Raw genomic sequence first — 19736 nt, forward strand, 5'->3', positions numbered from 1 at the left:
ACGCCGTCGTTGCGTTGCCGATCGACCAGGTGATCGGACGGCGTCCAGTCGCCCGAACAGACTACCGCAGAGACCGAATGCCGTTCGAACGGAACGTCCGTCGAGACCGACAGATCCTCGGCAGGAGTTCGCGATTAGGCGGCTGCGTTCGACCGTCGATCGCGATCCCCTCTCGCTACCAGTCTTCGCCGAGCGCCGCTTTCGCGCCGCCGTACCCGCTCGCAGTCGTCCACGTCCGGCCGCTTTCGACGTGTTCGACCTCGTATGATCCGCCACAGACCCCACAGCAGTACTGGTCGGGCGACGTGACCGGCTTCGACGCTCGATAGCGCTTCGCGCGCCAGTCGCAGTCGGCAGTGAGACACTGGAAGACGTACCGGGGCTCCGTAAACGCCTCGCAGTAGCGGGGCGCCTCGAGCGCGGTAGCCTGTTCGTGAAACCGGTCGCCGTGGCCGGACTCGCCGAACTGCTGGAACTCCCAGGCGTGGACGAGTTCGTGTCGGACGATACCGGCGAAGGTGGGCCACTCGTACCGTTCGTATGCCCGGCGGGCGAGTACGATTGTCGCCACGCCACGGTTCGCGTGCCACCGACACGCTCCCGCTCGCCGACGTGCTCGCGCGGACACGTCCCACTCGAGGGCCGCGAGATCCACCGCCAGCCCGTTCTCGTCGATGACGTCGCGGGCATGAATCCGCGCGCGAGCGACTATCTCGTCCTCGAGCGTGTGCTCCTCGCCGTCGGTCACAGACTCGAGAAGGAAGACCGCGCCTGAAATTCTTCCGGTGGACGGAGCGTTGGGGTGTTCGACGGCCCGGAACCACGGTAATAATAACTCAGAGGCAATTTCTTGTTAAGGTTGCTAGTTTACACTCCGTCTAATAGCAGCCAATTTAATAAATGAACTGGCCTGAGTTCGACCTACGATGAGTCACAACGAGCATCGCGACGGGCGGGCTCGTCGTCAACGTCGTCTCGGTCTACGTCCTCCACGGCGACGCGATGAGTCTCAACGAGAAGGGTGCGTTCTACCATCTGCTCGGCGACGCCGGCGGCTCGGTGGCCGTCATCGTCTCCGTCCTCGCCATCGAAGTGACCGGCATCCGCGTGATCGATCCGATCGCCGCGGCGCTCATCGCCGCCGTCGTTACCTGGTCGGCGATGACCGTGTTGCGCGGCAGCGGCGAGATATTTTTCCTCAAGACCCCGCTCGAGAGCGACGAAATTCGTTCGATCCTCGACGACATAGACGACGTCGACCGGATCGACGACTTCCACGCGTGGCAGATCTGTAGTCAGATCACGGTCGCGACAGTTCACGTCGAAACGGACGTCGAGACGATGGCCGAAGCCGAGTCGATCGTTCGCCGCGTTCACGACGAACTCGCCCACGAGGGCATCGATCACGCGTCCGTCGAACTGTGTCCCCAGTACGCCGACCGCGACGTGCATCTCGATACACACTGTCACTAACGGTCGCACAGCGACCGCACCAGACGTCCACCTGGCGGCGATCGAACCGAGAAAACGAACGAGCAGTTCCGAGCAGTATCCTCAACGGCCTGCTGTACCGATATACCGGTGCATCCGCAGGACGGTCGCGGTTGCACCGGCAATGACGCACAGTAGTCCGTATCAGACCTCGAGCGCCAACCCCGCCTCGGCGAGCGTCTCGTCGGCCGACAGGTCGTGGTGGACGACACCGGCGACCGCTCGCGCGATGGCTTCGGGGTCTTCGTGCTGGAAGATGGATCGCCCCATCGAGACACCGGCGCCGCCGGCATCCATCACGCCGCGGACCATCTCGATCGTCTGCCGATCGGATCCCTTCGAACCGCCGGCGATGACCACCGGGAGCCGAGTCGACTCGACGACGTGCCGGAAACTTTCGGCGTCGCCGCTGTAGCCCGTTTTGACGATGTCCGCGCCCAGTTCTTCGGCGAGTCGGACCGCGTGGCCGAGCGCCTCGGGATCCTCGGGATCGATGCCGGGCCCGCGGGCGTAGGCCATCGCCAGCACCGGCATCCCGAATCGCTCGGCCGTTTCCGTAACCTCCGAAAGTTGGGTGAGCTGATCGGGTTCGTGATCCGAACCGACGTTGATGTGGAACGAGACCGCGTCGGCGCCGACCCGAATCGCCTCTTCGACGGTGCCGGTCACTCGCTTGTCGTTCTCGTCGGGGCCAATCGTCGTCGAGCCGTTGAGATGGACGATGTAGCCCTTACCGTTTTTGTTGTCGTGGACGCGTGGTGCGATCCCTTTCTGCGTGAGGACTGCGTCCGCGCCGCCGCTAGTGACGTCGTCGATGGTCGATTCGATGTCTTTCAGCCCCTGGACGGCACCCATCGTGATGCCGTGGTCCATTGGGACGATCACGTACGATCCGTCTGTCCCGAGTCGCTCGAGTCGTGCGTCAATTCCGGTGGTCATTGCGGGAGTGTAGCAAGCTTGCAGTTATGGCTGTTCTGGTTCCGGTGCATCTTCAGCGTCGGCGTCGGCCTCGGTGTCGTCGACTGCGCCGCGGCAAGCGCCGTGTTTGAGTTCCGTCGCCGTGGCCTCGAGTTCGGCGACCGCGCCGGCGGGGTCGTCGCTCGACGCGATGATGTCGACGAGCGCGCTGCCGACGATGACGCCGTCGGCGCCCGCCTCGACGATTTCGGCGGCGTGGTCACCTTTGCTCACGCCGAAGCCGACCGCCTTCGGGACGTCGTACCCCGAGAGCCGCGCGAGGCTGTCGTGTGTCGCCGTCGAGACGTTCGCGCGCGCACCGGTCGTCCCGAGACGAGCCTGGACGTACGCGAATCCCGAAACCTGCGACATGATGGTCTCGAGGCGCTCGCCCTCGGTCGTCGGCGCGATGATGAAGACGAGATCGAGCCCGCGGTCGTCGCAGGCCTCGCGCAGCGGGTCCGCCTCCTCGGCGGGCAGGTCGGGGACGATAATCCCCGAGAGTCCGACTTCGGCGGCACGCTCGACGAACGGTCGAACGTCCGGCTCCGAACCGTACTGCAGGATCATATTGTAGTACGTCATAACCAGCAGCGGTGCGTCGGTCTCGAGTTCGTCGACCAACTCGAAAAAGCCCTGGGGGGTCGTACCGGCCTCGAGCGCGCGATTGATCGCCGCCTGGATCGTCGGCCCTTCGGCGATCGGTTCCGAAAACGGGAGCCCGAGTTCGATTAGATCGGAGCCGCCGCGGTCGAGGGCCTCGACGTACGCCGTCGTGTCCTCGAGGGTCGGATCGCCCGCCGTGATGTAGGTGATCAGTGCGGGACGATTATCGCGGATCGCGGCTTCGACGTCGCTGTCGTAGTCGACCGAATCGTCGGTCACCGGTCGAACACCTCGACGTCGGGTGCGGCCTCGAGATCGCGTTTTTCGGTCTCCTCGAGCACCGTCTCGAGGTCCTTGTCGCCGCGTCCCGAGACGGTGACGACAACGAGGTCGCCGAGTTCCTCGTGCGCCTCGTCTCGCGGGCTTCGCTCGCTCGACGTATCCGTGGCGATCCCCGCCGCGCACTCGAGATAGCCTAGTGCGTGACTCGACTCGAGTGCCGGGATGATGCCCTCGAGGCGGGAGAGCCGGTGGAAGCCGTTGACTGCGTCCTCGTCCTCGACGCTCACGGGAGTTACCCGGCCCGTCTCGACGAGGTGCGAGAGTTCGGGCCCGACGCCGGCGTAATCCAGCCCCGCGCTGACGCTGTGTGACTCCACGATCTGGCCGTCCCCGCTCTGGAGGAGCTTCGTCATCGCACCGTGGAGGACGCCGTCGGTGCCCGTCGAGAGCGTCGCAGAGTTGGGCGCGAGACCCGCCTTTTCGTCGATCGAGAGGCTCGAGCCGCCGGCTTCGACGGCGTACAGCGCAACGTCTTCGTCTGGCGGACGCCGTCCGCTCGAGTCGTCAGCGAACCGTGGGCCCGCGCAGTCAGGAACGAACGCGTGAAAGGTGCCCATCGTGTTCGAGCCGCCGCCGGCGCAGGCGACGACGCTGTCGGGGAGCTGCCCCGCCTCCTCCTGTATTTGCTCGCGGATCTCCTCGCCGATGACGGACTGGAAGTCTCGGACCATCTTCGGGAAGGGGTGCGGGCCGACGACGGAGCCGATCACGTAGTGGGTTCGTTCGACGGTGGTCGCCCAGTCTCGCATCGTCTCGTTGATGGCCTCTTTCAGGGTTGCGCTGCCTGCATCGACTGGATTTACCTCGGCTCCGTTCATCCGCATCCGATAGACGTTCGGTCGCTGGCGATTGACGTCAGTTCGGCCCATGTATATTTCACAGGGCATGTCGAGGTGGGCCGCGGCCATGGCCGTCGCGGTACCGTGTTGACCCGCACCGGTTTCGGCGATGATCCGCTCTTTGCCCATGTACTTCGCGAGCAGCACTTGCCCGAGCGCGTTGTTCAGTTTGTGCGCACCGCCGTGGACGAGGTCTTCGCGCTTGAGATAGATTTCGCGGTCGTAGCGATCGCTCAGCCGGTCGGCGCGCTGTAGCGGCGTCGGCCGGCCGCCGAAGTCGTGCATTCGCTCGCGGAACTCGTCCATGAACCCGTCCTCGTTCTCGAGGACGAACCGTTCGTAGGCGGCTTCGAGTTCCTGCAGGGCTGGCATCAGCGCCTCCGGAACGTACTGACCACCGTAGTCACCGAACGTTCCCGTGCTCCCGGAACGTGATCCGCTCTCGTCGCGTTCGTCTGTGTTCATGTCTGTGTGTCTCCGTCGTGTGCGCTCATGTCGACTCGGTTTCCGCTGCGTCCGGTGATTCCGCTTGTGTGAGTCGCCGGGTGTTCTCGGTCACGTCGCTCTCGTCCGCACTGTGGTCCATGATGGCGCTGCCGACCAGCAACGCGTCGGCGCCGGCCTCGCGCATTCTGCGGACGTCCGCCGGCGACGACACCCCGCTCTCGGCGATCAGCGTCACGTCGTCCGGAGCGGCGGGAGCTACCGACTCGAAGGTTTCGAGGTCGACCTCGAGTTTCGCCAGGTCCCGGTTGTTCACCCCAACGAGCTCCGCGTCCGCGTCGAACGCGGCCTCGAGTTCGTCCCGGTCGTGTACTTCGACAAGCGGCTGGAACCCGCGGTCGCGTGCGGCTGCCACGAGCGCTGGCAGGTCGTCGACGAACCGCGCGATTAAGAGCAACAGGTCGGCCGCGACGACGTCCATCCCGGCCTCGTCCAGAACGAAGTCCTTGCGGAGGACGGGGACGTTCACGGCTTCCCGGACGCGGGTCAGCGCGTCGGGTGAGCCGCCGAAGTGGGTCGGCTCCGTGAGAACCGAAATCGCCGCCGCGCCGCCCTCGACCATCGCTTCGGCCAGTTCGACGGGATCGTCGGCTCGCGTTCCGTCGGCCGTCGGACTCGTCAGTTTCACCTCCGCGATCACCGGGACAAGCCCGTTCGCTTCCGCCCGTGCCAGCGCGTCGGGCAACGACCGTGCGTCGACGTCTACGACGCCGTCGCCGCCGGAGCGCTCTCGAGCGGCCGCGAGGATCGACTTCACTGCGGGCGCAAGCTCCGTTTCGGAGTTCATTATTGTACATCGACGTACTCATATGTACATAAGGTTTGCGTCATCGTGATGGCGGAGACGGGAGACATCCGACGGTCCTGTTTCGGCGGGACGGTCGGTCGTCTGTCGGCGACCTCGCTGGCTAGTCGCTCCGTTCGGCTTCGAGGGCCTGGAGCGTGTCGTAGGCATCGACTGCGTACGTCATCGCGGGACCACCGCCCATCACCACGGCGATCTTCAGCGCGTCGACGATCTCGTCGTGGGTCGCACCGGCCTCGAGCGCCGCGTCCGTGTGCCAGAGGATACAGTGGTCACAGCAAGTGACGACGCCGATGGCGAGCGACATCAACTCTTTCGTCTTGTGATCGAGCGTCGTCGTCATTTCCGCTGTTTCGACGAACCCACTGAACCGTTTCAGCTCCGGCGCCTCGCTCGTCAGTTCGCCGAGCGTCTCCTTGAAATCGTCTAGTTCTTGTGATCGGGACATCGTTTAGCAAAACCACGACTGGGGACTAAACGCAATGGGGGTGGAACAGGACCGCTGTGAGGGGTCGCGCATTCCACACTTGTGACGTGTTGCAGACGGGATTCCGATCGCCGAGAACGGCAGTCGTCGGTGGTCATACCGCACTGAACCGAGACCCGGGACCGGCGCCTATTCAAGCCCGGGTCTCCTACGGCATCCTATGGTGGACGTTACGGACGCTGGAATCTACGCGCGGGAATCGCCGTACCTCGATCGGTACGTCCAGCTCGGAGTCGCCAGCGGGCGGGTTCTGAGCGTCTCGTTTCCCGAGGTTTTGGATGACGACGCCGAAGAGGACCACCCCGTACTCGATCGAATTTTCGAGTATCTCGACGGCCTCGAGCCGGTCACCTTCGAGGACGTCCAGGTTGCGATGACCATGCCGACCGACCAACGGTCGGTCCTCGAACAGGTCCAGCAGGTTCCCTACGGCGACCAGGTTACCGTCGAGACACTCGCCCGGATGACCTCGGGTCTCGATCACGAGGACGAAACCGACATCGTCCTCGTCCGAACGGCACTCGACGAGAATCCCGCGCCCCTTCTCATTCCCGATCACCGCGTCCGCGACGGCCCCAGCGCCGCGCCCCCGGACGTCGAGCAGAAGCTCCGGTCGCTCGAGGAATTGTAAGCGTCCGATATCCCGTATGAGCGAGTCGACGAAGGCACGAACCCGCATCCGAAGCTGTATACAGCGGTTCAACGGAGCAGTCGAGAACTCGGCGAGTACGCGGTTACGTCTCTGATCGGTCGATCTTCTCGGGCACTTCGAACGCCGTCGCCAACTCGAGTAACTGCACGAGGATCCGGCCTGTCGCGCCCCAGACGGTGTAGCCGTTCACGTGGAAGTAGTGGATGACGACCTCGCCGTAGTACGGATGTGATCGACGTTCGTACTCGTAGTTCGCTGGATCGAGCAGTCCGGCCAGGGGAAGCACGACGATTTCGGCGACTTCGTTGTCGTCGCGGACGTACTCCCGATCCGGGACGTGGGCAACAAACGGCGTGACGGCGTACTCGGTGACCGTCCGGATGTCGTCCAGTTGCCCGACTACTTCGGCCTCGCTCGGCTCGAGGCCGATCTCTTCGTTGGCCTCCCGGAGCGCGGTATCGAGGATCGTCCCGTCTATCGGCTCGGCACCACCGCCGGGGAAACTCATCTGGCCGGGGTGCTCGCCGAGGTGGTCGGCGCGTCGGGTGAACAGCAGGTGATCCTCACCGTCGCGATCGACGATCGGCGCGAGGACGGCTGCGTCGTACTCCTGATCGTCGATCTCGACCGGGTCGTGGGCGGCGACCGGCTCGAGGCTCAACCTCGTATCAGTCATTCCGAAAGTGCGTCCTCCAGCCGCGTCCGTTCGTCTGTGAGATCGACCGGTGCCCAGGCCTCGAGGTCGTAGCTGACGTCGAGCAAGGTCCGACACCGCGCGCCGTCGCCTGCGGCGATTGCTTCCTCGACGGCTGCAACGAAGCGATCGCGGGTCGCATCACCCAGTGGCTGCCGATCGGGTCGGCGGCGTTCGACGTCGAGGATGTGGGGGACGTCTTCGGCGTGTTCCGGTACCGACGGAAACGCAGTTGGCCCGGCGACGAAGAGCGCCTCGCCGTCCGTGTTCGCCACTGCGTCGCTTCCGCTGGCGGGATCGTACTGAACGAGTGCGAACGATTCGAGTGCCGCCTCGATCGCCGTGTCGAGGGTGTCGTCGTCTACCGACTGCCCGTCGGCTCGATACGCGGCCTCGGCGAGCGCCCGCTCGAGCTCTTCGCGGGTCAACCCGCCGAAGAGGTCGACCACGCCGGCCAGTTCGTCGGCGGTCGCGTCCATACCCGGTCCAACGGCCGGTGATGGGATTAGTCTTGTGAGCGTGATCCGACCCGTCGCTCTTGCCAGGGCTGGGCAGCTTCGACCACCTCGGCCGGGTCGAACGGGGCGTCGGTCCACCGCGGCAGACGCGCGTCGTCCTCCGGCGGCGCGATCGAAGTGGCGTAGCGGGCCAGCTGATCGCGTTCGCCAGCGGGATCGTACTCGAGACCGTTGAACGCCGCATCGACGTGATATTGTCGGATCAGTGTCTCGCCGACTGCACGATATCGCTCGGGCAGCGTCTCGTACTCGGGATCGACGCCGTGTTCCTCGAACACGCGTAAGAGTGCGGCCGCGACTTCGCGGCTCATCCCTTCGAGCCCCGTCTCGCCCGCGACCGTTCGGTGGTCGTGTTCGTGGGTCCCGAGGTCGACCTGAGCAGTCCCGTCGAAGCCGGCGACCGCGAAGGCGTCGCCGAGCGTTCCGACCTCGAGTCCCCACGCCCGGGGTGGGCGCAGCCGGCGGGTGAGGTTGGCGGTCGCGGCGAACTCGCCGGCCAGCGCGTATCGAAACGCGCGGAGGTAGTCGACGATCGGCTCGTCGTGGGCGTCCGCGACCGTTCGAACGAGCGGTTCGTAGAACAGGCGGCAGAGCCGGCCGTAAAGCCGATCGCGTTCGACGCGGGCGTAGTACCCCTTCGAAAAGTCGAAGTTCATCGTCAGGGGTGCGAGCAGGCGGTGGACGTGTCCGCACTCGTAGCTTCTGACATCTGCATCGTGGACGACGACTGCGTCGGCGCTGTCGGCGGCCGGGCCGAGCGCGAGCCATACGTCTCGTCCCTTTCCGAAGTATCCGCCCAGGTCCGCGTCGGTGAGCAACGCGTCGACGTCCGGTGCGGTACACCAGAGGACGCGCATCGGCAGCGCGAACGAGGTGAGCCACTCGCGAAACGGCCCGATCTGATCGGGCTCGGCGCGAACGGGAACGAAGACCGCAGCAGGCGCTGGCTCGAGGCACTCGAGTTCGCGGAGGACATGTTCGGCGGCGGGACGGTCGTACTCGCGGGCGGTCATCGGGACGACGACGGCCGTCTCGGCGACTGCGGCGGCAGCTTCGTGTCCGAGGTTGCCACAGGGTCCGTCCCCGTCGCTGAACTCGTGGAGCGTCGCGATTCGCTCCTGGACGTACTCCATCGGTGGGGTGTTCGGGCGAATCGGTAAAACTGCCACGAATGCGGCCCGGTGATATCCTCCCCGTCGTGAACGACGGCCTTCTCGTTCCGCAAGGTGGGATAGTTGCCGGTCCACGACACAACGTGTTCTCTCTCGCAGCGGGTGAAATCCGACCAATACTCTTCGAGGATCGAACCGTTCGAGATCCGGACGGGTTGTCGTATCTGAGATCGTGCTCGAAGCTGTCTGCTTTGGACGTGGTTTGTGGCGGGTGTGAGAAGCCGCTGAAGACCGAAAATCACCCCGACGAGATCGAGACGCTCCGAATCTGTCCGAATTGCAACGCCGAGTGGAAGGAGATCCGCTAGGGCCATTTTCTCCCCCGATTGCCACGACCGTTCGGGGGTGGAGTCGAGATTCCGAATCGATCCCACGCGCCGTCTCGGTCCTCCGCCCGGCGCACAGCGTCCTACCGACGGTTCTCGTCGCCGTGCGGTGACCGACGGGGTCTGACGTCCAACTGCTTTTACCGACGAGCGCCCAATCACGGGTGTGAGCTACGGAAATCTTTGCGACCACCTCGACGCTCTCGAGGCCGGCGATGGTCGACACGTCGTCGCCCTTCCCGACGGCAGCGTCGACCACCGGTACGCTCTCTCGGGAGCCGGCGGCGCGTCCATCGAGGGCGTCGACGAGTTCGCCGGCCAACTCGCAGACGGCAGCCGTGCGTTCTGGCTCGAGGCAACCGGCGTCCGGCCCGGTGGACAGGCGGTCAACGTGGCCGTACAGGTCGACGCACTCGGCGATTCTGCGACCCTCGTCGGTCATCTCGACCATCCGGTGTTGGCAGACTTTTCCTTCGAAACGTACTCCATGGGCCCGCCAGCGACCGTCAGCGTCGTCGCGTTCGATGGGGACGACCTCCTCTTCTCAGAGCCGGGGCCGACCGAAGCGTGGGACGTCGCGGATCTCAGTGCGGTCGTGGACTGAGACCAGCTCGTCGATGCGGACGCGCTCTGTTGTGCGAACTGGGTCACGGTCCGCGGCCTCACGGCCGTCTTCGACCGACTCCAGTCGGCCCCGCCCGCCGAGTTCCTCGCGGTCGTCCTCGATCCCGGCCCGATCGACGCGGTCGAGCCGGCGGCGCTCGCGGACCTGTTCGACGCGCTCGCGCAAGCGGACGCGGCAAGCGACACCCTCGAGGTTGTTCTCTCCGTCAATCCGACCGAACTCGAGGCCGCCGTGACGGCCGCCGACGGAGCGGACGGCGCGTTCGATGGGGCCCCGGACCGGAACCGAGACAGAGCGGAGACCCTTCGTTCGGCGGTCGACGTCACAGGCGTGGTCTCTCACGGCGCGGACGTGGCGGCCGGGGCGACTCGCGACGAGTCTGCCGTCGTCGACATGCTCGACGTCAGTGAGGTGACGCACACGACCGGTGCCGGCGACCGATTCTCGGCTGGGCTGGCGTGTGCGCTGGCTCGCAAGTGGCCGCTCGAGGCGGCGCTCGCGCTCGGAAACGCCTGTGCGGCACACTTCGTCGAAACTGGCGAAACCGCCAATCCAAGGGCGGTGCGCTCGTTGCTCACGCGCCGGGGGTGAGTCCGATCGATCCGGACTAGCGTTCGCCGGCCAGCGCCGAAAAGAGCCGGTCTTCGAATTCCGCGCGGCTGATCCCGTCCGAGGGGCCGATTCCGTTCATGTGGTCGACCGAGAGTTGGCCGCCGCCCATTCGCGCGTGACCGCCCGCGCTAGCCATCGGAATGTCGCTGATAGCGTGGCGAAGCGTCTCGCCCATGTGGACCCGGTCGTCGCGCGATCGGCCGGAGAGGTGGAGCGTCCCGTCGTTTTCGCCGTAGACGACGACCGCCGTCACGCCCTCGAGATGCATGAGTTCGTCCGCGGCCTGCGGAATTGCGTCCACGTTCCCGATTTCGCCGACGTCACAGACGGCGAATGGACCCTCGACGCGTTTCTGAGTGATCGCTGTCGCCTTAACCCGTAATACGTCGTCGCTGACCTGGGGATTAGCGATTCGGTCGAGCAAGTCCTCGTCTATCCCCGGAAACAACGTGGCACAGGCGTCGAATTCGGCCCGCGAGCAGCCGTTCGTCAGGTGGTTCGTGTCCGACTGAATTCCATAGAGCAGTCCTGTTGCCAGTTCCGGTGAGATCTCGAACCCGCTCGAGCTTTCTTCTTCGTCGGCCATCGTCGCGCCGATATCGGTTAGATACTCGACGATGATCGTCGACGCCGCGCCGTAGTCGGTCCGAACGTCCGTGAACTTCGTCCCGGCTCCGTTACCGGGGTGGTGGTCGACGACCGCGATCGGCTCGACGGTCTGGGCACCGGTAAAGCCCCGCGGGGTATTGTGATCGACGAGTACCACCGCGTCCGAGCTGAGCTGCGAACTGGCCTCGATGGGGTCGAGATCCAGATCGAGAACGGTCCGGAACGCCCGATTCTCCTGGTGACGGATCTCGCCGGGGAACTGCAGGTTCGCCTCAGTGTCGACCGAGTCCGCGATCGCTGCGATCCCCATCGCACACGACATGGCGTCGGGATCCGGATTTGGGTGCATCAACACCGTCACGTCGTCGTGATTCGCGAGCACGCGCTGCAGCCGGGCGCCCGGCGGTCGTCGGAACCAGCGAATCGCCCACCAGCCGCCGATAACGAGTCCGACGACGACGAGGACGAGAAGTGAGAGAACGAGCGGTTCGAGAGAGCGGATCGAGTCGCCGACGAAACCGGTCACGAAGGGATTCGCCCCGACCAACGCAGCCCCACTCGAGACGGTCCGGCGGCTCATATCAGCAAATCAAATCGGACCACCAAGAGTTTTCCCCATAGCAGCCGGGGTTCATCACTTACCCGACGAGCTTCGGAAGCGTTCGATAGCAGCGTGATACCCTTCGCGGAACGTCGGATAGACGAACTCGTATCCCAGCGCCCGTAATTTCTCGTTCGAACACCGCTTACTCGTCAGAATTCGACGTCGACCGGCCTCGGAAACGTCGTCTGCCGCTAGGCGCTCGTCTTTCGTCTGCTTCGGGGGCCGTTCGACCCCGCACTCGTCGGCCAGCCAATCCGCAAACGTCCACTTCGAGGTGGGATCGTCGTCGACGACCTGAACCACCTCGCCGCGTGCGAGGGCCTCCTTGAGCAGGTAGCGGACTGCCCCGGCCGCGTCGTCTCGGTGGACCATGTTCAGATACCCCTCCGTCACGGGCCCCTCGAGGTAGCGCTCGAGCCGATACCGGTCGGGTCCGTAGAGGCCGGCGTAGCGCGCGACGGTCCCGTCGATGCCGTGTTCCGGCGCGTCCTCGAGTGCGATCCGCTCGGCCTCGGCGAGTACCGCGGTCTTGTCGGTGGTCGGCTCGACCGGCGTTTCCTCGTCGACCCAGGCGCCGTCGTGGTCGCCGTGGACGCCGGTCGAGGACGTGTAGAGGAGCCGCTCGGGTGGATTCTCGCGCTCGCCGAAGGCATCGATCACCGTTTGCAACCCGTCGACGTACACCTCGCGAGCAGTCTCGGCTCCGCGGCCGCCGCTGCTCGCGGCGAACACGATCGCGTCGACGTCCGGTATCGTCGCGAGCGCCTCGCGGTCGGTGACGTCCGCCCGTCTCGCTTCGAAGCCGGCTTCTTCGATCTGCTCGACGCCCGCAGGCGATCGGCGAACACCGATCGGCTCGTGCCCGCGATCCGCGAGCTGTCGGCCCAGTTCGATCCCGACGTACCCGCAGCCCAGGATCCCAACGTACATGACCGAACTCGCGGTCGGCTGCACATAATCTCACCGCTCGAGCCCCGGTTTCCGACCACCTGTGCTACTCGTGTCGTCGGTTGCGAGTCGATGCGCTTGACCGCACGCTTGATACGGACTACTGTACGTCATTGCCGGTGCACCCGCAGGACGGTCGCGGTTGCACCGGTACATCGGTATAGCAGACCGTATGAGGTCGAACGGACGCGAGGAAGGCGGTGCGCAACGGGAAGGTACTCGACGGCGACCTGCGAGGCGCTACTCGACGGTGACTTCGACCGCGTGGGGAAGATACGCGTTCTCGGCGTAGCCGCCTTCGTTCCACGGATATGCGTCGTCGCGGTCCTCGTCGGGCCGCGCGATTCGCGCCGGTTGGCGGCGGCCGCGGTCGTCCGTCGCTCGAGAAACGAGCGTGTAAGTGCCAGGAGACGGCTCCCAGACGTAGCGAAACAGCCGCCAGGCGCAGTCGTAGTGTGGACCGAAGAACGATCCCTCCTCCCAACTGCCGCCGCCGTCAGTCGATAGTTCGATGGCCGTCACCTCGTCGTCGCCCGCCCACGCGACGCCGACGACTTCGACTGTGCCGTCTTCTCGCGGGGCGACGGTCTCGCCGTCTTCTGGCGAGCCGATCGTGGATTTGACGTTTTCGTCGAAAGTGTACGGATGATCGATCTCGTCGGATTCGATCTGGTCCCAGGTGTCGTCCGTCGGCACCGTCGGGTTCGATTCGGGCTCGACGCCTTCGGGGTGGATCCGGTAGGCAGATTGCTGCCACTTGGTGTAGTCCTCCCCGTCGCGGTCGGTCCAGTCCTCACCGTGGACCATCGTCTCCGCGACGTGGAGTTCGGTGAGCCACTTGACGCTGTTGACGCCGTACCAGCCCGGAACGAGCAACCGAACTGGCTGCCCGTGTTCCGGTGGGAGCGCCTCGCCGTTGACTTCGTACGCGAGGATGCAGTCCTCGAGAACTTTGGTCATCGGGATCGAGCGGGCGAACCGGTCGTTCTCACCGTCGACTTCGGGACGGTCGCCACCGACCGCAGTAAGCCACGTGTCGTCGGTCGCCGCTCCGTGGTCGGTCAGAATCGAGCGTAGCGGCGTCCCCGTCCAGATTGCGGTACTGACGGCTCCGTACTCCCACTGCACGCTTCCTGTCTCCGGTTCGAAGTAGCCGCGGCCGTTTCCGGCACACTCCATCGTGTGCGCGACCGCGACCGTCGGGTAGTCCTCCCGAATCGCGTCCATTCCCAGGTCGGCCTCGCGATCGACCGCACCAGCCAGTGCGACTGTCCACTCGTCGGCCTCGGGCTCGAGCGTCTCGTTGCGGTGGCAGACGTAGTGATCCTCGAGCGGTGTGAGCCAGTTCGCGTACGTGTCTCGATCGGCGGCGCCGACGACCCGATACCGATCTTCGAAGTCGGCGACGGCCTCCGTGCCGGGTTTGCGACCCAGAATTGCGTCCGTCTCTCGCCGTCGGCGCTCGCTGCGCTCCGAATTCGACATGGGGTCCGAACACCGTCGAGCTAGATAAATACTCGGTGGTATCGCTGGCCGCGAGACGACCCGACCGGAACTCGACGACGCCTAGGGTGCGCCGTCGGCGATCACGTACTGGACGTGGACGAACTCCTCGAACGACATCGGTGCCCGCTGTTCGATCTTTTGCTGGATCTCCTTTGCGTCCATGTCGATCTCGAGTTTGCTCTCGACCGCGTCGACGTCGAGGACCGCAGTCGACATTCCGAGCAGGAGATGTTCGAGCGCTATCGTGACGACCGTCTCCGGACCGGGTTCTCCCTCTTCGAGCGCCTGAATCTCCGCCGCTTCCTCGAGTGTGAGGTCGGGCGAATCGCCTCGTGCGAGCGCCTCGAGCGCGTCCCGTTCCAGGTCTGTTTCGGCCGTGACGGCCTCGGGGCCGCGTCGGTCGACGATCGCCGCGAGCTCGTCTTCGTACTCGGCCCGAAGATCGGCGGGTGAGTCGGGAACGGTCATCCGTTGTTCGTAGAACATACCCGAACGGAGGGGAATGCGCCAGAAATGCATTGTGACCTTCATCGGACGGGGCGCCGCCAGATCGGCCACTGGTCCGCGCCGTGTGCGTCCGCTCGCTTGACGGCATCGTCACCTCGAAGGCGGACGCTATTTTCATCGACGCCGGCCTCGGCGGCGGGACCGGCAGCGGCGGTGCGCCCGTCTTCGTCCACCACCTCCAGCGGCTCTACGACGGTCCGGTCTACGCACTCGGCGTCTTGCCGGGACGAAACGAGGGGACGCTCTACCAGGCCAACGCCGGCCGCTCGCTGAAGACGCTCCTCAGGAGGTCGATTCGGTGCTGCTCGTCGTCGCAGGCCAGCCGGATCCCCGAAAGCGAGCCGGTGACTCGAGGACGAAATCGGCAGCATGCAGGTCCGGGACGGAGACGTTCCGCTGGTCAGCGACCGACTCGGCGCGCTGGTGTTACTCAGCGGAGCGGACGGTCGGATCAGATTCAACGGTTCGTGGACCGAGCGCGTGACGCAAAGCGCGCACAGGAGCGGGAATCGACGGACCACGCCGAGCAGTTCGCGGACGACCGACTCGAGAATCTCCTCTAGTCGATCCTGAACCCACGGCGATCCTGAACCGATGGAAGGGCTTTTTACTTCGGCTTCGCTGACAGTGATAATGACCGACGAGTGGGTCGGTGGGATCGTCACCGACCGCAACGGCGACGGTCCACCGACCGTCGAGGAGTGGCGACTCGTATCGGTTCCCGGGCGCCCAAGTGGGTTCGACGGGGGACCGATCGCCTATCGAACGAACTTTACGGATCCCCGATACGACGAGGCTGAACGGGCGCTACTCGAACTCCGTGGCGCCTACGACCGCGCGACGGTCTGGCTGAACGGCACGCGACTCGGAACCAACGAACCGCACTTCGTTCCCCTTCGACTCGAGTTCGAACCGCAGCCCGAAAACGAACTGATCGTCGTCTGCGAGCGACCCGACTCGTTTGCGGGGATCTACGAGACCGACGAGGTACCGGCCCACTTCGGGACACCGGGTATCTGGTGGGACGTCGAGGTCGAATCGCGACCCACGGCCTTTCTCCGGCGGCTCGAGGCACGGACTCGTGTCGGCGTGAGTCCGGAGTCACGGCGGAGCGTGGAGACGACGGGGGAAGCGATCACGACCGCGACCACCGACGGCGCGGGTGCGACTATCGACGTCACACTCGAGATAGATGCGGGCGAGGCGGTCGACGACGCGGCGTCGCTGTCGCTCCGGCCAGCGGGGTTTCGCGGTGGCGCCACTATGGAGCGGATCCAGATCCGAGCCGACGCGGGCGAGCGGACGACGGTGTCGAAAACGATCTCCATGACGAAGCCGTCGCTGTGGTGGCCTCGCGGTTACGGCCCCCAACGACGGTATACGATCCGGGCAAAACTCGGCGACGACGCCATCGAACGAACCGTCGGTCTCCGGTCCGTCGAGCGAGACGACGACGGACTGGTGGTCAACGGCCGCCGCGTCCGCGCTCGCGGATTCACGCGGCTCCCCGGCGGCGACCCGCGCGACGACGTCGACCGGGCGGTCGATGCGAACGCCACGATGCTTCGTGCCCGGGCACACGTCCCACCGCGAGAGTTCTACAGCGCCTGTGACGAAGCGGGAATCCTGGTCTGGCAGGATCTACCCGCCACCGGAACCGGGTCTGAGCTACCGGTCGAGCGGGGGACGGAACTGGCGTCGGCGCTCATCGAGGAATACGGGCGACATCCCAGTCTCGCGATGATTGGCGTTCACGATCGGCCGTTGGACCCGTTCGCGGATCCGCTCGGGAGCGGCTTCCGCTCGAAACTTGCAGTTCGGTATCGGGCGTGGCGGACGTCGGTCGACCATGGTCCCGCAACCGAGATCGCCGAGTCGATCCCCAGCGATCTCCCCGTCGTTCCGACGATCGGCGCGCCGGGAACCGGCGCGGAGGCGTCTCACCTGGCTCTCGGCTGGCAGTACCTCGAGGCGGACGATATCGACTGGCTGCTCGAAACGTATCCCGCTCTGGAGGACGTCGTCGGCGGGTTCGGAACTGGCTCTCTCACGAGTGATGACGCCGATCCCGCGGCGATTCCGGGGATCGACCCGACGCTGCTCGAGCGGCGAGCAGACGATGCCGACGCGTCCCAACTCGAGCAGACGCGGACGCTGAAGACGATCACGGAAGCACTCCGACGGCGAGGTTGTGGCATCGTGACGGCGTCGACGCTACGCGATAGTGCGCCGGACGGCGGGATGGGTGTTCACTCGGTCGACGGCGAGCCGAAACGGGCCGCCGAGGCGATTTCACTCTCGTTCGAACCCGTCCAGGCCGTTCTCGACGGCCCGGCCAGTCCAGGAACGGTCGGGATCACCCTCTGCAACGACACGCACGATGTGCTCGAGCCGGTCGTCGGCTGGCGGGTCGGCGACGCCACGGAGACCGCACAGGTAAGCGTCGGGCCGCTCGAGACGACGCCGGTCGGAACGGTTCGAATCCCGCGGGACGCAGAGCGGGTCGACCTCGAGGTGGCCGTCGACGGTCGGTCGGTCTGGAACAACTACGAGTTGTGAACCGCATTCGCAGCGACCGTCGTGCGTTCTCACTGGCCAAAAATCGTCGCGTGGTTTCACCCGATATTGGCCGATCCGACTGCCCTGACTGGGTGTGAATCGGCTCGCCGTGATCGAGTGGCGGTTCTTCCACGAAGCCGAGACACTCGCGTGGCTTCGGCCTGAATCCGTCTCGGTATGCGTCATACGGTCTGCGGTGACGATGTACCGGAGCACCCACAGAACGATCGCGGTTGCTCCGGAACTGACGGACAGCAGTTCGTATCAGTCGACCCGGACGTCACGCACATTCGGTCTCGTCTGTCACGATGGTGATATCGAGATGCTGGTCTATCGACGTTCGGCGCGGCAGTTCCGTCGCTGCCGTCTTTCTCCGGGCAAACGACGTTCTGACCGCCGGTTTTCTCTAAACGATGCACTCGAAACACGCTCGGTAATCGGATCTCCAGTGCGTCTCTCGTGTCGCACGCCGTGGATGTTTCGACTGCGCTCCAATATAAGTACCTCCCACCACCCCTGTCAACGTCCAACATGGCACGATGAGGGCCCTGAGAACCGGTTTCGGGAGTTTCGGGACCGGTACATTTAAATTATAAGCGCCAGTAGTAGCGGCTACCAGAACGCCACCGGGGCGCGTATCGCTCGACGATCGATGACAGGAAATCTTATTCACCGAGGTTTCGCAGATCGTGAGCAGTCGCTTCGAACAGCCGGACGGCCCGTAACGAGCGCCACTCGTCTTCTGACCGGCGAGTCGCTTTCTGCCGTCCGACCGGTTCTCCGGTGCGGGTATGGCACAGAGGTTTGAATAACATGGTAGACGAATCGAAAAACATCGAACTGACAGAGGACGACCTCGAGAACAAATCGAAAGGGCAGCTCATCAAAATGGCCGGTCAACTGCGGGATCGGCGAAACGAGCTGAATCAGATGGCTTCTGAACGCGCCTCCAAGCGCGACGATCTCAACGCGAAGACTCGCGAGAAAGTCGACGAGGCTCAGGAACATCGCGAGAAACGCGACGAGCTAAACGAGCAAGTCCAGGAGCACAAAGAACAGCGCAACGAGTTAAACGCCGAGGCCAACGCGCTGTTCGACAAGGTCGAGCAGCTCAAGTCGGACATGGAACTCGACGAGGGAAAGGACCTGGAGGAACTCGAGAATGAAATCGAACAACTCGAGTTCAAACAGCAGACCGAGGTTCTCTCGAGCGAGGAAGAGAAGGACCTTATCGAGAAGATCGAGTCGAAGCGCGAGGAATACGAAGAGCGCAAACAGAAACTCGATCAGAACGAAGACTTGGAGGAACTCGTCGAGGAGGCCGAAGAAGTCCGATCGGACGCCTCCCAGCACCACCAGAAGGTGACGGAGCTGGCGGACAAGGCCCAGGAACATCACAATCAGATGATCGAGGCCTATCGCGAAGCCGACGACATCCGTGACGAGGCCGACGAGATGCACGAGAAGTTCGTCGTGGCCCAGGAGGCCGCCGACCGCCACCACGAGGACTTCGTCCGCGTTCAAAAGCGCCTGCGCGAACTGGACAAGAAGGAAGAAGAAGAGCGCAAGTCGGAGCGCGACAAGAAGAAGGAAGCGGCCAAAGAAGAGGCCGAGGAGATTTATCAGAAGTTCAAGGAAGGCGAAACCCTCGACACTGAAGATCTGATGAAGCTCCAGAAAACGGGGCTGCTCTAAGTCGAACACGTCTACCGCGTCTTTTCTCCCGATTTTCTAGATTCGAAAGCGGGTACAGAGTCGTTCGCATTCGCGTCCGTCAACGGGCGCACAGCGGACTCTCCCGACTCACCGCCGTAGAGCAATCGTCGCGTCGGTCAGTTACACAGTCGTGACAGTCACCGTTCCGTTCTCATAGTCTGTGAACCGTGTACTGCTCTTTTGTTCATACGGGTGTTCCACACCAGCCTAACAGGGTAATGAAATCGAACGAACATCGGTCGGTCGAGAATCCGACTGCTCGGGAACGGCTGACGGAATTCTATACGACGTTCAATCACGTCGTCACGAACGACAGCGACATCGATACGTTGGCAGCGGCGATGACGGACGACGTTACCTGGATAGACGCGACGACCGGCGCTCGTACCGATCGACGGTACTCGGGGACGGACGCCGTCCTCGAGAACGTGGTTCTAACACCGCGTGATCGATCCGATCATCTTCAGGCCCATCCCGAACGGTTCACCGACGCGGGTGAGACCGTGATCGTAGAGGGCGCCTACGTCGGAACGGTCGACGGACGGAACTTCGATATCGCGTTCGCCCACGTATTCGAACTGATCGACGGCCGGATCGACGGCTGTACGGCCTACAGGGATACTGCACTCGAGCAGCGAGTATTCGATGCCTAACGCT

The 19736-nt window shown here is 64.4% G+C and carries 18 protein-coding genes and 4 pseudogenes; 9 read left to right on the forward strand and 13 right to left on the reverse strand.

Features of this window, described 5'->3' with window-relative positions:
• Positions 1–175: 175 nt before the first annotated feature.
• A complete protein-coding gene (locus tag NJU76_RS10120) occupies positions 176–748 on the reverse strand; it encodes a SprT-like domain-containing protein (RefSeq protein ID WP_254528117.1) in 573 nt (190 codons plus the stop codon).
• A gap of 185 nt (positions 749–933) precedes the next feature.
• Between NJU76_RS10120 and NJU76_RS10125 the strand changes: the two are divergent.
• Positions 934–1473: pseudogene (locus NJU76_RS10125) on the forward strand (cation diffusion facilitator family transporter); the annotation flags it as partial.
• A gap of 162 nt (positions 1474–1635) precedes the next feature.
• On the opposite strand, the gene NJU76_RS10130 reads toward NJU76_RS10125, so the two are convergent.
• The 5 genes from NJU76_RS10130 to NJU76_RS10150 form a co-directional block, all read right to left on the reverse strand.
• Complete coding sequence (locus NJU76_RS10130; protein WP_254528119.1) at positions 1636–2430, reverse strand: 2-amino-3,7-dideoxy-D-threo-hept-6-ulosonate synthase; 795 nt, start codon at positions 2428–2430, stop codon at positions 1636–1638.
• A 24-nt stretch (positions 2431–2454) separates the two neighbouring features.
• Positions 2455–3333 (reverse strand): tryptophan synthase subunit alpha, encoded by an 879-nt coding sequence (gene trpA / locus NJU76_RS10135; RefSeq protein ID WP_254528121.1) that lies wholly within the window; start codon positions 3331–3333, stop codon positions 2455–2457.
• Entirely contained in the window at positions 3330–4700 is a 1371-nt protein-coding gene (gene trpB, locus NJU76_RS10140) for a tryptophan synthase subunit beta (RefSeq protein ID WP_254528123.1), read from the reverse strand. Before trpB ends, trpA begins: the two co-directional genes overlap by 4 nt.
• 25 nt (positions 4701–4725) lie before the next feature.
• Complete coding sequence (gene trpC / locus NJU76_RS10145; protein ID WP_254528125.1) at positions 4726–5526, reverse strand: indole-3-glycerol phosphate synthase; 801 nt, start codon at positions 5524–5526, stop codon at positions 4726–4728.
• A gap of 121 nt (positions 5527–5647) precedes the next feature.
• Positions 5648–5992 carry a carboxymuconolactone decarboxylase family protein gene (locus NJU76_RS10150; protein ID WP_254528127.1) on the reverse strand — a complete coding sequence of 115 codons (345 nt, stop codon included), beginning with the start codon at positions 5990–5992 and terminating at the stop codon, positions 5648–5650.
• 199 nt (positions 5993–6191) lie between these two features.
• Between NJU76_RS10150 and NJU76_RS10155 the strand changes: the two genes are divergently transcribed.
• Entirely contained in the window at positions 6192–6662 is a 471-nt protein-coding gene (locus tag NJU76_RS10155; RefSeq protein WP_254528129.1) for an MGMT family protein, read from the forward strand.
• A 103-nt stretch (positions 6663–6765) separates the two neighbouring features.
• Here NJU76_RS10155 and NJU76_RS10160 read toward each other — a convergent pair whose 3' ends face one another.
• Genes NJU76_RS10160 through NJU76_RS10170 form a run of 3 tightly spaced genes read right to left on the reverse strand, consistent with a single transcriptional unit; the run spans position 6766 to position 9028 of the window.
• Positions 6766–7359: an NUDIX hydrolase gene (locus tag NJU76_RS10160; protein ID WP_254528131.1), complete on the reverse strand. Its 594-nt coding sequence runs from the start codon at positions 7357–7359 to the stop codon at positions 6766–6768.
• A complete protein-coding gene (locus tag NJU76_RS10165) occupies positions 7356–7856 on the reverse strand; it encodes a DUF7109 family protein (protein ID WP_254528133.1) in 501 nt (166 codons plus the stop codon). Before NJU76_RS10165 ends, NJU76_RS10160 begins: the two co-directional genes overlap by 4 nt.
• A gap of 26 nt (positions 7857–7882) precedes the next feature.
• Positions 7883–9028 carry a glycosyltransferase family protein gene (locus NJU76_RS10170; protein WP_254528135.1) on the reverse strand — a complete coding sequence of 382 codons (1146 nt, stop codon included), beginning with the start codon at positions 9026–9028 and terminating at the stop codon, positions 7883–7885.
• 236 nt (positions 9029–9264) lie between these two features.
• Here NJU76_RS10170 and NJU76_RS27030 point away from each other — a divergent pair.
• The 3 genes and pseudogenes from NJU76_RS27030 to NJU76_RS10185 all read left to right on the forward strand — a co-directional run.
• Positions 9265–9375: pseudogene (locus NJU76_RS27030) on the forward strand (HVO_0758 family zinc finger protein); the annotation flags it as partial.
• Positions 9376–9559: 184 nt separating this feature from the next.
• The gene (locus NJU76_RS10175) at positions 9560–9997 is read left to right on the forward strand and encodes a hypothetical protein (protein ID WP_254528137.1); all 438 of its coding nucleotides are present in this window, start codon (positions 9560–9562) and stop codon (positions 9995–9997) included.
• A 108-nt stretch (positions 9998–10105) separates the two neighbouring features.
• Positions 10106–10609 (forward strand): annotated as a pseudogene (locus tag NJU76_RS10185) (PfkB family carbohydrate kinase); the annotation flags it as partial.
• 16 nt (positions 10610–10625) lie between these two features.
• On the opposite strand, the gene NJU76_RS10190 reads toward NJU76_RS10185, so the two are convergent.
• The 4 genes from NJU76_RS10190 to NJU76_RS10205 form a co-directional block, all read right to left on the reverse strand.
• Positions 10626–11819, reverse strand: a complete 1194-nt coding sequence (locus NJU76_RS10190; RefSeq protein ID WP_254528142.1) for a DHH family phosphoesterase — start codon at positions 11817–11819, stop codon at positions 10626–10628.
• 54 nt (positions 11820–11873) lie between these two features.
• Entirely contained in the window at positions 11874–12773 is a 900-nt protein-coding gene (locus tag NJU76_RS10195) for an SDR family oxidoreductase (RefSeq protein ID WP_254528143.1), read from the reverse strand.
• Between the two features lie 258 nt (positions 12774–13031).
• Positions 13032–14276: a sulfite oxidase gene (locus NJU76_RS10200; protein WP_254528144.1), complete on the reverse strand. Its 1245-nt coding sequence runs from the start codon at positions 14274–14276 to the stop codon at positions 13032–13034.
• An 81-nt stretch (positions 14277–14357) separates the two neighbouring features.
• A complete protein-coding gene (locus tag NJU76_RS10205; protein ID WP_254528145.1) occupies positions 14358–14783 on the reverse strand; it encodes a DUF5791 family protein in 426 nt (141 codons plus the stop codon).
• A 95-nt stretch (positions 14784–14878) separates the two neighbouring features.
• On the opposite strand from NJU76_RS10205, the pseudogene NJU76_RS10210 reads away from it, so the two are divergent.
• From NJU76_RS10210 to NJU76_RS10225, 4 genes and pseudogenes are all read left to right on the forward strand, one after another.
• A pseudogene (locus tag NJU76_RS10210) lies at positions 14879–15367 on the forward strand (cell division protein); the annotation flags it as partial.
• 70 nt (positions 15368–15437) lie between these two features.
• Entirely contained in the window at positions 15438–17363 is a 1926-nt protein-coding gene (locus NJU76_RS10215; protein WP_254528147.1) for a glycoside hydrolase family 2 protein, read from the forward strand.
• 813 nt (positions 17364–18176) lie between these two features.
• Positions 18177–19058 (forward strand): coiled-coil protein, encoded by an 882-nt coding sequence (locus NJU76_RS10220; protein ID WP_254528148.1) that lies wholly within the window; start codon positions 18177–18179, stop codon positions 19056–19058.
• Between the two features lie 239 nt (positions 19059–19297).
• The gene (locus tag NJU76_RS10225) at positions 19298–19732 is read left to right on the forward strand and encodes a nuclear transport factor 2 family protein (RefSeq protein WP_254528150.1); all 435 of its coding nucleotides are present in this window, start codon (positions 19298–19300) and stop codon (positions 19730–19732) included.
• Positions 19733–19736 lie beyond the last annotated feature (4 nt).

It is taken from the genome of Natrinema gelatinilyticum (genome assembly GCF_024266705.1).
Lineage (GTDB): Archaea > Halobacteriota > Halobacteria > Halobacteriales > Natrialbaceae > Natrinema > Natrinema gelatinilyticum.

Excerpts from the sequence above, each read along its gene's own strand:
- NJU76_RS10130 (WP_254528119.1), bottom strand. The coding sequence starts at position 2,430 with ATGACCACCGGAATTGACGCACGACTCGAGCGACTCGGGACAGACGGA.
- trpB (WP_254528123.1), bottom strand. The coding sequence starts at position 4,700 with ATGAACACAGACGAACGCGACGAGAGCGGATCACGTTCCGGGAGCACG.
- trpC (WP_254528125.1), bottom strand. The coding sequence starts at position 5,526 with ATGAACTCCGAAACGGAGCTTGCGCCCGCAGTGAAGTCGATCCTCGCG.
- NJU76_RS10150 (WP_254528127.1), bottom strand. The coding sequence starts at position 5,992 with ATGTCCCGATCACAAGAACTAGACGATTTCAAGGAGACGCTCGGCGAA.
- NJU76_RS10155 (WP_254528129.1), top strand. The coding sequence starts at position 6,192 with ATGGTGGACGTTACGGACGCTGGAATCTACGCGCGGGAATCGCCGTAC.
- NJU76_RS10160 (WP_254528131.1), bottom strand. The coding sequence starts at position 7,359 with ATGACTGATACGAGGTTGAGCCTCGAGCCGGTCGCCGCCCACGACCCG.
- NJU76_RS10165 (WP_254528133.1), bottom strand. The coding sequence starts at position 7,856 with ATGGACGCGACCGCCGACGAACTGGCCGGCGTGGTCGACCTCTTCGGC.
- NJU76_RS10170 (WP_254528135.1), bottom strand. The coding sequence starts at position 9,028 with ATGGAGTACGTCCAGGAGCGAATCGCGACGCTCCACGAGTTCAGCGAC.
- NJU76_RS10190 (WP_254528142.1), bottom strand. The coding sequence starts at position 11,819 with ATGAGCCGCCGGACCGTCTCGAGTGGGGCTGCGTTGGTCGGGGCGAAT.
- NJU76_RS10195 (WP_254528143.1), bottom strand. The coding sequence starts at position 12,773 with ATGTACGTTGGGATCCTGGGCTGCGGGTACGTCGGGATCGAACTGGGC.
- NJU76_RS10200 (WP_254528144.1), bottom strand. The coding sequence starts at position 14,276 with ATGTCGAATTCGGAGCGCAGCGAGCGCCGACGGCGAGAGACGGACGCA.
- NJU76_RS10205 (WP_254528145.1), bottom strand. The coding sequence starts at position 14,783 with ATGTTCTACGAACAACGGATGACCGTTCCCGACTCACCCGCCGATCTT.
- NJU76_RS10215 (WP_254528147.1), top strand. The coding sequence starts at position 15,438 with ATGACCGACGAGTGGGTCGGTGGGATCGTCACCGACCGCAACGGCGAC.
- NJU76_RS10220 (WP_254528148.1), top strand. The coding sequence starts at position 18,177 with ATGGTAGACGAATCGAAAAACATCGAACTGACAGAGGACGACCTCGAG.
- NJU76_RS10225 (WP_254528150.1), top strand. The coding sequence starts at position 19,298 with ATGAAATCGAACGAACATCGGTCGGTCGAGAATCCGACTGCTCGGGAA.